The organism is Caballeronia sp. ATUFL_F2_KS9A, from assembly GCF_023630765.1.
GTDB lineage: Bacteria > Pseudomonadota > Gammaproteobacteria > Burkholderiales > Burkholderiaceae > Caballeronia > Caballeronia zhejiangensis.
The window spans coordinates 21675-35524 of sequence record NZ_JALQEK010000003.1 but is presented as its reverse complement, the minus strand read 5'-3'; the positions used below and the strand labels follow the sequence as shown (position 1 = coordinate 35524).

Here is a 13850-nt window from a genome sequence, read left to right as displayed (position 1 = left end):
CTGTCTGCCTTACATATCGAGCGCTCGTTCGCGCTCGGCGGGCTTCATGAACACTTCCTTCAGATCGACCGCGCCGCGTGCCGGCCGCTCCAGCATCTTCAGTTCGACGTCGCGCAGATGTTGCGCCATCAACACGCCGGCTTTCGCTGCATCGCCTGCATCGAGCGCGGCGAGAATCGCTTCGTGATCTTCGAACGAGCACGAACTCTTGCCGAGCGATTCATACAGCGCCGAGATCAGCGTCGAACGCGCGACGAGTCCCGACAGGCATTCGCACAGCACCGTGTTGCCGGTAAGCGCCGCGAGTTCGGTGTGAAACTCGCCGGAGAGCCGGATCCACGACGAAAAATCGTGGCTTTCGAAAGCGCGGCGCTCTTTTCCGATCGTCGCGCTGATCGACTTCAGCCGACGCAGGCCGTGCCCTTGCGCAATTCGGTCCACCACGGCCAATTCGATGATGCGGCGCATTTCGAACACTTCATGCACTTCCTGCAACGACGGACTCGCGACGAACGCCCCGCGATTCGGCTCCAGATCGACGAGCCGTTCGTTCGACAGTTGCGCGAGCGCCTGGCGGACGGTGCCGCGCTTCACGGCGAACACCTCGCATAACTGCGCTTCGGTCAGCTTCGCGCCCGGCGCCAGCCGATGCTCGAGGATCGCGGCGCGGATGTTCTCGGCGATCGACTCGGCGTTCGCCCCATTGGGAGCGGAATCCGAAACATTCGATGCAGCACTACGCTTGGTGTCGGACATGATGTGCTCGCTTGCATGTTAAGCATCTTAGAATCGACATAAAGATTGTCAACAATTCATTTTTAAAATTATCGGTTACCGCGCGTTTTTCGAGTACCGCGTTTTGCTGAGGCCCAATATCGGCGGGCATCGCAGCAGATTTCACAAGTTTTTGTCAGCATTGTCGCCTCTTTTTTGTCGACAATTCTAGCGCCGACGTGGTGCACGCAGTTGTCGCGGACGGTGCATGAACCGACAGTTAGTTGCAGGGACGAGCTAAAAATAAGGCGCTCGCTTGAGCGCCTTGCCACGCGGGCTCAAGCCAGATGAGGGTAATCGGAAAGTTTCAGCGTGAAGCCCCGCTCGCTCGCGATAAGGTGCGCCGCCGCACCGAAAGGCAGCGTCAGCAGATTTTCGACGTGTCCGAACTGCAATCCTGTCACCACCGGAATGCCCGTCACCGACCTCACCTGCTCGATCATCGCGTCGAGCGAATAGCCGTTGTCGTAGTCGGACAGACGGCCGCCGGAGAACTCCCCCATCACGATCGCCTGCTGCCGACCGAGCACGCCCGCCTGATACAGCTGATAAATCATCCGCTCGATGCGAAACGGATGCTCGTTGACATCCTCGATGTACAGGATTCCGCCCTCGACCGGCGGCAGATACGGCGTGCCGACGAGCGACGCCAGAATCGCGAGATTGCCGCCCCACAGCATGCCGGTCGCGTCGACGGTCTGTTGCTGCGGCGTATGGCTCGTGATGGTGAAACTCGGTCGCGAGATCGCGTTCCAGAAGTGCTGCATCGTGAACGAACTGACCTGCTCGGCGCCGAAATCGCCCGCGAACATCGGTCCGCCGAAGCTTTTCACACCGGCGTGCGCGAACAGCGCGCACTGAATCGCGGTGAAATCGCTGTGGCCGACGATCGCCACCGGCTGATCCGCGAGCCTGCGCAGCCCGGTGTAGTCGAGGCCATGCAGGATGCGCGACGCGCCGTATCCGCCCCGCACTGCAAGTACGATGTCAGGTAACGCGCGCGATGCATCCGCAAGACGATTGAGATCGGCGGCGCGTTCCGCATCGGTGCCGCCGAAGCGCTGGAAGCGTCGGCGCGTCGCGTCGACGTTTTCGAGCCGATGCCCTTCCCTGCGCAACCGTCCGATGCCGCGCTCGACGGCCGCCGGATCGTGTGGATAGCCAGAGGGCGCAACGAGGTCGATGGTGCGTGATTTCACGATGTTGTTAGTCGATCAGATGAATCGGCGGCGGGTTGCCCGGCTTCGCGCGCGCGGCGCGCATCGCGTTCGTCGCGCGCGAGGCGGCGGCGCTCGGCGAAGAAATTCTTGAGCGCATGCCCGCATTCATCCGCGAGCACGCCGCCCGTCACGGTGGTGTGGTGATTGAGCTGCGCATTCGCGAACATGTCGACGACACTGCCGCACGCGCCCGTTTTCGGGTCCGTGGCGCCGTAGACGACGCGCGAGATGCGCGCGTGCATGATCGCGCCCGCGCACATCAGGCAAGGTTCGAGCGTCACGTAGAGCTCGCAGCCCGGCAAGCGGTAGTTCTGGAGCGATTGGGCGGCGGCGCGCAGCGCGGCCATCTCGGCATGCGCGGACGGATCGTGTCCGCGAATCGGATGATTGAAGCCGGTGGCGATGACTTCGTCGCCGAGCACGATGACCGCGCCGACGGGCACTTCGCCGGCGCGACGGGCTTCGTCGGCGGCGCGTTGCGCGAGCGCCATGAAGCGGCGATCGCGTTCGCTGGCAGGATCGGCGATTTGAGCGCTGGGCGCGGGATCGGCCGCATCCGGCAGGCCGGTCACTTGACGTCCACCGCCACGCGCGACTGCGCGCGCTCGGACAAACGCTCCGCGATGCGCCGGCGATATTCATGCGGCACGCAGCCGCCGCCGCGCAGCGACTCGAGCGCCATGTCGAGCGCGAGCATCTTGGCTTGCAGCTGGCAACGGGCCGCGGGGTCCGTCACCTTGTCGAACTCTTCCTGAAGCCCGCGCAGCGCGCGAAGCTGTTCGACTGCCGGCGGGACGAAGCCCGCATTCTTGAGGATTCGATTGGCGACGCGCACTTCCTCGGGCACGAGGGTGTCGTCGTCGAAGTGAAGCGGTGCGCCCGCGCCCGGCAGGTTGTTGAACTCGCCACGCGCAGCGGCTTCGTTGATCCGCTGTTCGACCAAAGCATCTAGCAATTTCATCGGGGATTACGACCGGTTTTCACCCGCGAACGGGCGCGGTCTGTCACGATTTCCGTTGGTTAGCTCGAAGTCGGAAGGCAGCCGGAAAACCACGCTCGCGCGTTGTTCGGCACGTCTCGACAATCCAGCGCACATTCTATCAGCGGCGGCGGCACCGGTTTCGTCGAAGACAAGCCGGCCCGCCGCGCGTCGTCGTATACCGGGCTTATCGCCGTGCTTATGCGTCGTTCGCGCAACATCCATTGACCGCGTCATGACGATTGTGCTTGTACGACGACTACGCGTTCTGTCGCGTGTAGCCTTCTGTCGCGAGCAGAAGCCGGCGCGTGTACTCGTGCGTAACGTCGCGCGAACGCACGGCATCGACGCCCAGTTGCTCGACGATTTCGCCGTTGCGCATGACCGCGACGCGCTGGCAAAGAAAGCCGATCACGGCGAGATTGTGGCTCACGAGGATCATCGTCAGCTTGCGTTCGCGATGCAGGCGGCGCAGCAGGTTCAGGATTTCCGCCTGGACGGAGACATCGAGCGCGGAGGTCGGCTCGTCGAGCAGCAGCACGCGCGGCTCGACGATCAACGCGCGCGCGATCGACACGCGCTGGCGCTGCCCGCCCGACAACTGATGCGGATAGCGGAATCGATACGCCGGACCGAGCCCGACTTCGGCGAGCGCGGCGAGAATGCGCGTGTCTTCGTCGCCGATGCCGTTGATCGCGAGCGGCTCGCGCAAGGTCTTGTCGACGGTGAAGCGCGGATGCAGCGCGCCGTAGGGGTCCTGGAACACCATCTGCACGTCGCGGCTTCCAGGGCGCGATCCGATGCTTATCCTGCCGCCCGACAGCGGCGTCAGCCCGGCGAGCGCGCGCAACAACGTCGACTTGCCGCTGCCCGATTCGCCGACGAGTCCGAAAACCTCGCCCTCTTCCACGCACAGCGAAACGTCGCGCACGGCGTCGACGTGACCGCTCTTCGTCTTGAAGCGGATGAGCGCGCGCTCGATTTCGATCATCGCGCGATGCCTTCATCGAGCCACGCGGGGTCGCGGCGCAGCGTCGGCAACTCGTCGGGCGGATTCACGAGCGGCGGATTCGCTTCGAGCAGCCCGCGCGTGTACGGATGCGTCGCGTGAACGAGATCGCGCGCCGCGCACGTCTCGACGACGCGACCGCCGTACATCACCGCGACGCGGTCGCAGAACGACATCACGAGCGGCAAATCGTGACTGATGAACACGAGGCCGGTATCGTGGCGCGCGATCATCTCGTCGAGCACGGCAAGCACCTGCATCGATACGAGGACATCGAGCGCGCTCGTGGGTTCGTCGGCGATCAGAAGGCGCGGGCCGGCCGAGACCATCATCGCGATCATCACGCGCTGGCCCATGCCGCCGGACAGTTCGTGCGGATACGCATCCGCGACACGCTGCGGATCGCGGATATGCACCGCTTCCAGCGCTGCGACGATGCGCTCGCGCAACGCGCGCCGGCCTTCTTTCACGCCCTGCCGCACAAAGGTTTCGCGCATCTGCTGCGCGACGGTCATCACCGGGTTCAGCGAGAACTTCGGATCCTGCAGGATCATGCTCATGCGCGTGCCGCACAGGCGGCGGCGCGCTTTCGGGCGCATCGCGAGCAGGTCCTGCCCTTCGAAACGCAGCGCCTTAGCCGACCATTTCGCCTCGGGCGGCAGCAGTCCGAGCAGCGCGCGCCCCGTCAGCGATTTTCCCGATCCCGATTCGCCGACGATGCCGAGCCGCTCGCCGCGCCGCACCGTCAGCGATACGCCGCGCACGGCGGGCATGAGCACGCCGTCATGGCTCGCGAAGGCCACGTCCAGTCCGTCGATTTCAGCCAGCGCATCGGGCATGTCAGCCTCCGTGACGCGGATCGAAGACGTCGCGCAGACCGTCGCCGAGCAGGTTGAAGGCGAGGCTCACCGCGAGGATCGCGAGGCCGGGAATCGTCGCGACCCACCACGCGTCGAGCAGCACGTTGCGGCCCGCCGCGACCATGTAACCCCATTCCGGGCTCGGCGGCTGCGCGCCCAGTCCGAGAAAGCCGAGACCGGCGACGGCGAGAATGATGCCGGCCATGTCGAGCGTCGCGCGCACGATCACCGACGACGAGCACAGCGGCACGATATACCGCAGCAGAATGCGCAGATGCGAAGCGCCTTGCAGACGCGCCACATGGATGTAATCGGCCTGCGCGAGCCGCAGCGACTCCGCGCGCGCGAGACGCGCATACGGCGGCCACGCGGTGATCGACAGCGCGATCACCGCATTGAGCACGCCCGGCCCGAGCGCGGCGGCGAACGCGAGCGCGAGCACGATCTTCGGAAATGCGAGCGCGACGTCGGTCAAGCGCATCAGCACCGTATCGACGATGCCGCCGCAATAACCCGCCACCGTGCCCATCAAAAGCCCGACCGGCACCACGAGCACGACGACGAGCATCGCGATCGCGAGCGTCAGGCGCGAGCCGTGCACGAGCCGCGAAAGGATGTCGCGGCCGAGTTGATCGGTGCCGAACCAGTGGGCCGCGCCGGGCGGCGTCAGACGTTCGGCGAGCACCTGCTGCAACGGATCCTGCGTGACGAGCATCGGCCCGAACGCCGCGACTACGATCAGCAGCAGCAGGATCGCGAGTCCGAGCATGCTCAACGGATTCGACGAGAACCGCCGCCAGCGCCGATACGCGCGCCCGAGCGCGGCTTGACGCGGCGACGCGGGCGTATCGGTCAGGAGCCACGCGCGCAAGCCCGTTCGCGGCTGTTTCATCTGCGCAAGATCCTCCATGTCAGCGCGCACGCGGATCGAACACGCGATACAGCGCGTCGGTCAACAGATTGAGCGCGATGAACGTCGCGCCGATCACGAGCGTGCTGCCGAGCACGGCGTTCATGTCGGCGTTCAACAGCGCGCCCGTCAGATACGAGCCGATGCCCGGCCACGCGAACACGATCTCCGTCAGCACCGAGCCTTCGAGCAGATAGCTGTATGCGAGCGCGATCACCGTCAGCAGCGGCACCGCGATATTGCCGAACGCGTGCCGCCAGATCACGCGGCGCTCGGGCAGCCCTTTCGCGCGCGCGGTCGTCACGTATTCCTGGCTCAGTTGTTCGAGCATGAACGAGCGCGTCATCCGCGACAGATACGCGATCGAATAGAACGCGAGCACGCTCGCCGGCAGCGCGATATGCGAGAACGCGTTCTCGAAGACATCCCATTCGCCGGCGATGAGCGAATCGATGAGCAAACTGCCCGTGCGGGTATCGACCATGCCGTCGTAAAGCGGATCGATGCGTCCCGGCCCCGACACCCAATGCAGCCGCGCGTAAAAGAGCAGCAGGCCCATCAGCGCGAGCCAGAACACCGGCACCGAGCTTCCGGCGAGCCCGATCACGCGCGCGATGTGATCGACGATGTGATTGTGCTTCACCGCCGCCGCGACGCCGAGCGGCACGCCGATCGCGATGCCGATGGAGGTCGAGAGCGTCGCGAGTTCGAGCGTCGCGGGAAAGACGCGCTTGATGTCGTCGATGACCGGATTTGCCGTCAACAGCGAAATGCCGAGATTGCCGTGCAGCACGTCGCGCGCGTAGATCAGGAATTGCTCGATGAGCGGCTTGTCGAGACCGAGCCGCAGACGCGCGGCGGCATAAGCCGTCGCGGACGCGCGATCGCCGAGAATCGCGAGCACCGGATCGATCGGAATCTTGCGGCCGATGAAAAACGTGATCGCGAGCAAGCCCGTGAACGTGATGGCGAGCATCGCGATCCAGCGCGCGAGCGCCAACGCGATGCGCGCGCCGCCGCGCCGCGAGCCGATGAGCGTGACCGTGTTCACTGCTTCTTGATGTTGCGATACGACACGAGATCGTTGATCGGCCCGACTTCGAGACCGGTCACGCCGGGCCGCGCCGCCACCTGCGACACCTTTTGGAACATGATGACGAACGGCGATTTCGCGAGCACTTCACGCTGCATCTTCTCGTACAGCTGCGCGCGCTTTTTCGTATCGCTTTCGGCGAGCGCCGCGTTGGTTTCCTTCGTCAGTTGTGGAATGTCCCACGCGTTGCGCCACGCGAGCATCTTGTAGCTCGATGCATCCGAGTTGTCCGGATTCCACACGAAGCCCTGCGCGTTACTGTGCGGATCGATGTAATCCGCCGACCACTCGCCGATGTAGATATCGTGGGCCCGCGCGCGATATCGTCCGAGCGTCTGCTTGTTGTCGCTCGGCACGAGTTGCACCTTGATGTTGGCGAGCGCGAGATTCGCCTGCACGGCTTGCGCGATCTCGCTGTACGGATAATCGTTGCGCACGTCCATCTTCACCGTGAAGCCGTTGGACAAGCCCGCTTTCGCGAGCAGCGCCTTCGCCTTCGCGACATCCTGGTGATACGGGTTTTCGTTCAGCGCGCCGAGAAAGCCTTCCGGGAGAAACGCTTCGTGAACCTTGTAGGTCGTGCGGATCACGTTCTTCTGAATGCCCTGATAGTCGATGAGCCACTTCATCGCTTCCCAGACTTCCGGCTTCGCGAGATTCGGATTCTTGTTGTTGAGGCCGAGATACATGAGTGTCGCTTGCGGCACGGCCGTCGCCTTGATGACGCCGTTCTTCGAGAGCGTGTCGAGATCGTCGGGCGAGAGGTCGCGCGCGACGTCGATGTCGCCGTTCTGGATCATCAGACGCTGGCTCGCCGCTTCCGTGACGTGACGCAGCACGATGCGCTTCATCGCGAGCGGAATGCGATAGCCGTCGAAGCGTTGCAGCACGATGCTGTCGTTCGCGGTCCATTTCACGAGCTTGTACGCGCCCGAACCGGCTTCGTTGGTCTTCAGCCACTCGTTGCCGTAGTCGTTGCCCTTCGCGTGCGATTCGACGAGCTTGCGATCCACCACCGACGCCGGCCACGAACCGAGCACGTTGAGCACGAAGGTCGGCGCATAGCGCTGATCCGTCGTGATCGAGACGGTCGTATCGTCGATCTTCTTCACGTTCTGCAACGCGTTCGCCTTCGTCAGCCCGATGCCCGCAAGCACCGCCGCCGCGCCCTTGTCGAGCAGCGCGGTGCGCTGAATCGACCAAGCGACGTCATCGGCGGTGAGCGTATTGCCGGAATGGAACTTGAGTCCCGGCCGGATCTTGAACGTGAACGTGAGGCCGTCCTGACTCACCGTCCACGATTCGGCGACATCGCCATTGAATTTCGACGGATCCTTCAGATCGACGCGCACCAGACGGTCATACGTGTTCGCGACGTATTCCTCCGGCACCAGTTCGTAGATTTCGCCGGGATCGAGCGACGTGAATTCATCGAGCAACGTGGCCATGACGAACATGTCTTTCGGCGTCGCGGCGCTTGCCGGCGGCGCGCTCATCAACGTGAGCATCAGCGCCGTGATCAGTGCAGTCAGTTTCATGTCGAATCCCCGATTACATGAGCCGCAGCGGGCCGCATTCTTCGTTGTCGATCAGAGCAAGTTCGCGCGAGCCGGGCAATTCGTAATGCCACCACTCGCTTTTGATGTGCGTGAAGCCCGCGCCGTGCATGACGCCCAGCAGCAGCGTGCGGTTGCGCTGCACATGCTCCGGCAAGCCGAAGTGAAAGTGCTCGGATTCGGCGACCATCGCATCGAAACCGGTGCCCATGTCGAGCTCGTTGCCGTCGCGATCGACGAGCGTCAGGTCCACCGCCGTGCCGCGGCTATGGTTCGAGCCGCGTCCGAGTTCGGCGATGAAGGTCGGATCGGGCAGGAAATCCCACAGCACTTTCTGCGCTTGCGGCGGACGATAGGCGTCGAAGATCCTGAGCGTCATGCCGATGCTCGTCGCGATATCGACGGCTTTACGCAATGCCGCTTCGGCGGGCTCGAGCAACAGGCAGTGCTGCGCCTTGTAGATGGGCTTGCCGGTGAAATTGCGATCGGTCGCGTAGACGAGATCGATCTGGACGTGGTGGGTGTCGGGCGTGATGTGCAGCAGGCGGGATCGGGTCATGTAAGCGCTTCGTCTCGATTCATTCCGATACACGCACCTTAACGCGTTAGAAAAATCCGCGAAACCTTTTATTGCGCGTGGTTCCGCCGATTCACGGCACGAGCGGCCAGCGCGCGAGGACTTCGTGTTGCGATTTGCCGAGCCGGCTGCGCACGAGCGCGAACTCACGCACGGTCCATGCGATGGGTTCGATGCGCTCACGCGCGACGCGGTGTTCGTCGTAGAGCAAGGTCACATGAGGCGTGAAACGGGGATGCCGCTTCAGTGCGATGCCTGCCGCCTCCAGCGCCGCGCCGAGCGTTCGCTCGAGCGCGTCGAGTGGCTCGGTGACATCGCCGGAAACGACGAGCGGGCGTCTCGCGCGACGGCCGGAAAAGCTTTCGATACGGTCGAGCGTCACATCGACGGGCGGCAACGCGATTCGGGATGCTGCGGCGCAAGCGTGCGCGGCCACATCGGCGGGAACGCCTGCGAAGGCGCCAAGATAATGCAGGGTGACGTGAAGGCGATCGGCGGGAATCGCCCTCGCCTTCAGCGTGTGCTCGATACGCAGCCGCGCCGCCAGTTCGGCGATGCGCGCGGCGGCGACTGCGTCCGGATAGATCGCGAAGAAGAGCGAGTCGGTGGGGCGATCGGACGCGGAATCAGTCATGCCCCCTCGCAATCAGACGCGGCTCACTCCCACTCGATTGTCGCAGGCGGCTTGCCAGAGATGTCATACACCACCCGATTGATCCCGCGCACTTCGTTGATGATGCGATTGGAAACATGCCCGAGCAGATCATGCGGCAGATGCGCCCAATGCGCGGTCATGAAGTCGAGCGTCTGCACGGCGCGCAGCGCGACGACGTATTCATAGGTGCGCCCGTCGCCCATCACGCCGACGCTCTTGACCGGCAGGAACACCGCGAACGCCTGGCTCGTCAGGTCGTACCACGACTTGCCCGTTTCCTTGTCGATGGTGTTGCGCAGCGTCTCGATAAAAATCGCATCCGCGCGGCGCAGCAGGTCCGCGAATTCGCGCTTCACTTCGCCGAGAATCCGCACGCCGAGACCCGGACCGGGGAACGGATGGCGATACACCATCGCGGGCGGCAGACCGAGCTTCACGCCGAGTTCGCGCACTTCGTCCTTGAAAAGCTCGCGCAGCGGTTCGAGCAGCTTCAAATTCAGCGTCTCCGGCAAACCGCCGACGTTGTGATGGCTCTTGATCGTATGCGCGCCCTTCTTGCCCTTGCCCGCCGATTCGATCACGTCCGGATAAATCGTGCCCTGCGCGAGCCACTTGGCATCGGTGAGCTTGTCCGATTCGTTGTGAAACACTTCGACGAACTCCGCGCCGATGATCTTGCGCTTCGCCTCCGGATCGGTCACGCCCGCAAGCTTCTGCAGGAATTCCTCGCTGGCATCGACGTGAATCACCTTCACGCCCAGGTGATCCGCGAACGTCGACATGACCTGCTCCGCCTCGTTCTGACGCAGCAAGCCGTGATCGACGAACACGCACGTCAGCTGGTCGCCGATCGCGCGATGCAAAAGCGCCGCCGCCACCGACGAATCCACGCCGCCCGACAAGCCGAGAATCACGTGCTCATTGCCGACCTGCGCGCGGATGTTCTCGACCGCCTCGTCGATGTAATGGCCCATCTCCCAATCGGCCTTCGCGCCGCACAGCTCCAGCACGAAGCGGTCGAGCATCGCGCGGCCCTGCACCGTATGCGTGACTTCCGGATGCCATTGCAGGCCGTAGAAGCGCCGGTCGTCGTCGGCCATCGCGGCGATCGGGCACGACGGCGTCGAGGCCATCAGCTTGAAACCCGCCGGCAGATCGACGACCTTGTCGCCGTGGCTCATCCAAACCTTGAGCATCGACTCGCCCTTGTCGCTGGCGAAATCCTGAATGCCTTCCAGAAAGCCCGTGTGATTCAGCGCCTGCACTTCCGCATAGCCGAATTCGCGCACGTTGCCGAGTTCGACCTTGCCGCCGAGCTGATCGGCCATCGTCTGCATGCCGTAGCAGATGCCGAGCACCGGCACGCCGAGATCGAAGACGATCTGCGGGGCGCGCGGCGACTTCGCCTCGGTGACGGAGTTCGGGCCGCCGGACAGGATGATGCCCTTCGGCGCGAATTCGCGGATGAACGTCTCGTCGACGTCGTACGGATGGATTTCCGAGTAGACGTGCGACTCGCGGATGCGCCGCGCGATCAGCTGGGTGACTTGGGAGCCGAAATCGAGAATCAGGATTTTGTCGTGCATGGCTGCGGCCAAAGGCTAAGTGAACGAATGATGTCGGTGCTGCCGGAGCGCGGCCTCGCGCCCCGGTCTGCAAATAAATCGACGGCCGGCGCAAAGGCCGACCGTGCTTGTCCTGCGTGTTTCCGTTGCTGCGCGTGCGTGGCTCGTAGCATGCGCTTCACGCCTTCAGCGAGGCGCGCGGCCCGCGTCGGGCGCGAGCGGATCGGCTCTTCGACCCGTCGCCGGATCGATCTCGCCGCTGATGACGGGCTCGATGCGCTTGCCGGTGACCGGATCGACCGCGCGGCCCGTCAGCGGATCGAGCGTGCCGCCGGTGACGGGATCGACCGCGCCGTCCGGGTGCGCGCGAACCGCGCCGGCCGGCGAGACGGGATCGAGCGTGCGGCCCGATACCGGATCGATGGCCGTCGCGCCCGGTGCGCGCGCTGCGGGACGCGCCGCGAGATCGACCGATTCGGCGCGCGCCGACGATGCCGCGTTGCTCGCGGAAAACTCGTCACGCTTTTGCGCCGCCTTCTTTTCCGCGCGCTGCGCCGATACCGCGCCGGCCGCCGCCGCGCGCTCGCGCCGACGCACCGCCGACGACAGTCTCACGCTGCCCAGACCGAGCACCAGCAGCACGGCGCCCACGACGGCCGCGCTGATCTGCCCGAAGCCATCGATCTCAGGCGTATGCAGTCCGAGCAGCCAGACCAGCACCACCACCCCCGACAGCCACTGCACGTGTCCCGACACGCGCGCGGCGCGAGCCGTCAACGCGCCATCGACGGCTGCGTGAAACGCAAGCCACGACAGCCCGATGAGCGCGATACCGAGCAACTGCCCGGCGAACGCCGGCTGAACGCGGATCGAATCCAGTTGCAGCGCGCCGTACAGGCCCGCCCACGGCGTCAGCAGAAACAACAGGCCGAACGCCAGAAAAATCAGGGCATTGATGACGAGCACGACCCGCAGCAACGGTTTCATGATCAGTCCGCTCGATTAGTCGACGTGATAGTTGGGCGCTTCCTTCGTGATCTGCACGTCATGCACATGCGATTCGCGCATGCCGGCCGCCGTGATCTGAACGAATTCCGCCTTCTCGTGCAGTTCGGAAATCGTGCGGCAACCGCAGTAGCCCATGCTCGCGCGCACGCCGCCGACGATCTGGAACAGGATCGCGTTGACCGAGCCCTTGTAGGCCACACGGCCTTCGATACCTTCCGGCACGAGCTTGTCGATGTTCGCCGAGTTGTCCTGGAAGTAGCGGTCCGCCGCGCCGTCCTTCATCGCGCCGACCGAACCCATGCCGCGGTACGACTTGTACTGGCGGCCCTGATACAGGAACACGTCGCCCGGCGATTCTTCGGTGCCCGCGAGCATGCTGCCCATCATGACGACGTTCGCGCCCGCCGCGAGCGCCTTCGACACGTCGCCCGAGAAGCGCACGCCGCCGTCCGCGATGACCGGCACGCCGGTGCCGCGCAGTGCTTCGGAAACATTCGCGATCGCCGTGATCTGCGGCACGCCGACGCCCGCCACGATCCGCGTCGTGCAGATCGAGCCCGGGCCGATACCGACCTTCACCGCGTCCGCGCCGTACTCGACGAGCGACTTGGCTGCCGCCGCCGTCGCGATATTGCCGCCGATGACCTGCACGTGCGGATAATTCTGCTTGACCCAGCGCACGCGCTCCAGCACGCCCTGGCTATGGCCGTGCGCGGTATCGACGACGATCACGTCGACGCCCGCCTGCGCGAGCAGCTCGACGCGCTCTTCATTGTCCGGACCGACGCCCACGGCCGCGCCCACACGCAGCTTGCCGTCTTCGTCCTTGCAGGCGTCCGGGTTTTCGGTCTGCTTGGTGATGTCCTTCACCGTCATCAGGCCGCGCAGCTCGAACGCGTCGTTCACCACGAGCACGCGCTCCAGGCGATGGCTGTGCATCAGCGCCTTCGCCTCGGCGAGCGACGTGCCTTCCTTGACCGTCACGAGGCGTTCGCGCGGCGTCATGATGTTGCGCACCGGCTCATCGAGCCGTTCTTCGAAGCGCAGGTCGCGATTGGTGACGATGCCGATCAGTTGCGCGCCTTCGACCACCGGGAAACCCGAAATGCCGTGCTGCTGCGTCAGCGCGATGACGTCGCGCACGCGCATTTGCGGCGGAATCGTGATCGGATCGCGCACGACGCCCGATTCGAAGCGCTTCACTTTCGCGACTTCGCGGGCCTGTTCCTTGGCGGTGAGATTCTTGTGGACGATGCCGATGCCGCCCATCTGCGCCATCGCGATGGCGAGCCGGCCTTCGGTGACCGTGTCCATGGCGGCGGACACGAGAGGCATGTTCAGGGAAATATTGCGAGTCAGCTGGGATTTCAGGCTGGTGTCGCGCGGGAGAACGCTGGAGAAGGCGGGCACGAGGAGCACGTCATCGAACGTGAGTGCTTTCTGGATCAGACGCATGGCAAATCCTATGGGCGCAAAAGCAGATTATACCGATAGTTCCCTGCATTTTCACTGCCCGAACAGCAGCTTAGCCCATTCGGACGCAAATTCCGGACCGCTTTCGCCCGTCTGCCGGGCGTCCGCGTTGTTGCAGTTTTAGACAAGACGGCCGCCCGGGGCCACATGCTACGCTTCGCGCCGTCAGTT

Annotated in this window: 14 protein-coding genes; all 14 read right to left on the bottom strand. The window is 64.4% G+C overall.

The features are described 5' to 3' along the window. Window positions 1–9 precede the first annotated feature (9 nt). Window positions 10–756: a GntR family transcriptional regulator gene (locus tag NCS67_RS05450; RefSeq protein ID WP_034473574.1), complete on the bottom strand. Its 747-nt coding sequence runs from the start codon at window positions 754–756 to the stop codon at window positions 10–12. Window positions 757–1052: 296 nt separating this feature from the next. After that, window positions 1053–1976 (bottom strand): muramoyltetrapeptide carboxypeptidase, encoded by a 924-nt coding sequence (gene ldcA / locus NCS67_RS05445; protein ID WP_250434617.1) that lies wholly within the window; start codon window positions 1974–1976, stop codon window positions 1053–1055. Further along, a complete protein-coding gene (gene tadA, locus NCS67_RS05440; RefSeq protein ID WP_502801848.1) occupies window positions 1970–2566 on the bottom strand; it encodes a tRNA adenosine(34) deaminase TadA in 597 nt (198 codons plus the stop codon). Before tadA ends, ldcA begins: the two co-directional genes overlap by 7 nt. Beyond that, on the bottom strand, window positions 2563–2955 hold the full coding sequence (locus NCS67_RS05435) for a DnaJ family domain-containing protein (protein WP_033537251.1): 393 nt from the start codon (window positions 2953–2955) through the stop codon (window positions 2563–2565). Before NCS67_RS05435 ends, tadA begins: the two co-directional genes overlap by 4 nt. Before the next feature lie 277 nt (window positions 2956–3232). Continuing rightward, window positions 3233–3964 carry an ABC transporter ATP-binding protein gene (locus NCS67_RS05430; protein ID WP_250434603.1) on the bottom strand — a complete coding sequence of 244 codons (732 nt, stop codon included), beginning with the start codon at window positions 3962–3964 and terminating at the stop codon, window positions 3233–3235. Beyond that, on the bottom strand, window positions 3961–4821 hold the full coding sequence (locus tag NCS67_RS05425) for an ABC transporter ATP-binding protein (RefSeq protein WP_250434602.1): 861 nt from the start codon (window positions 4819–4821) through the stop codon (window positions 3961–3963). Before NCS67_RS05425 ends, NCS67_RS05430 begins: the two co-directional genes overlap by 4 nt. A gap of 1 nt (window position 4822) precedes the next feature. Then, window positions 4823–5734 carry a nickel transporter permease gene (gene nikC, locus NCS67_RS05420; protein WP_244808029.1) on the bottom strand — a complete coding sequence of 304 codons (912 nt, stop codon included), beginning with the start codon at window positions 5732–5734 and terminating at the stop codon, window positions 4823–4825. Between the two features lie 19 nt (window positions 5735–5753). Next, window positions 5754–6728: an ABC transporter permease gene (locus NCS67_RS05415; protein WP_250434613.1), complete on the bottom strand. Its 975-nt coding sequence runs from the start codon at window positions 6726–6728 to the stop codon at window positions 5754–5756. 71 nt (window positions 6729–6799) lie between these two features. Beyond that, window positions 6800–8383: an ABC transporter substrate-binding protein gene (locus NCS67_RS05410; RefSeq protein WP_008350038.1), complete on the bottom strand. Its 1584-nt coding sequence runs from the start codon at window positions 8381–8383 to the stop codon at window positions 6800–6802. Between the two features lie 13 nt (window positions 8384–8396). Further along, window positions 8397–8960: a D-alanyl-D-alanine dipeptidase gene (gene ddpX, locus NCS67_RS05405; protein ID WP_008350041.1), complete on the bottom strand. Its 564-nt coding sequence runs from the start codon at window positions 8958–8960 to the stop codon at window positions 8397–8399. A gap of 91 nt (window positions 8961–9051) precedes the next feature. Continuing rightward, complete coding sequence (gene thpR, locus NCS67_RS05400) at window positions 9052–9612, bottom strand: RNA 2',3'-cyclic phosphodiesterase (RefSeq protein ID WP_250434600.1); 561 nt, start codon at window positions 9610–9612, stop codon at window positions 9052–9054. Window positions 9613–9635: 23 nt separating this feature from the next. Continuing rightward, window positions 9636–11219 (bottom strand): glutamine-hydrolyzing GMP synthase, encoded by a 1584-nt coding sequence (gene guaA / locus NCS67_RS05395; RefSeq protein ID WP_008350045.1) that lies wholly within the window; start codon window positions 11217–11219, stop codon window positions 9636–9638. Between the two features lie 165 nt (window positions 11220–11384). Continuing rightward, window positions 11385–12185 (bottom strand): hypothetical protein, encoded by an 801-nt coding sequence (locus NCS67_RS05390; RefSeq protein WP_250434599.1) that lies wholly within the window; start codon window positions 12183–12185, stop codon window positions 11385–11387. 15 nt (window positions 12186–12200) lie between these two features. After that, complete coding sequence (guaB, locus tag NCS67_RS05385) at window positions 12201–13661, bottom strand: IMP dehydrogenase (RefSeq protein ID WP_008350049.1); 1461 nt, start codon at window positions 13659–13661, stop codon at window positions 12201–12203. Window positions 13662–13850 lie beyond the last annotated feature (189 nt).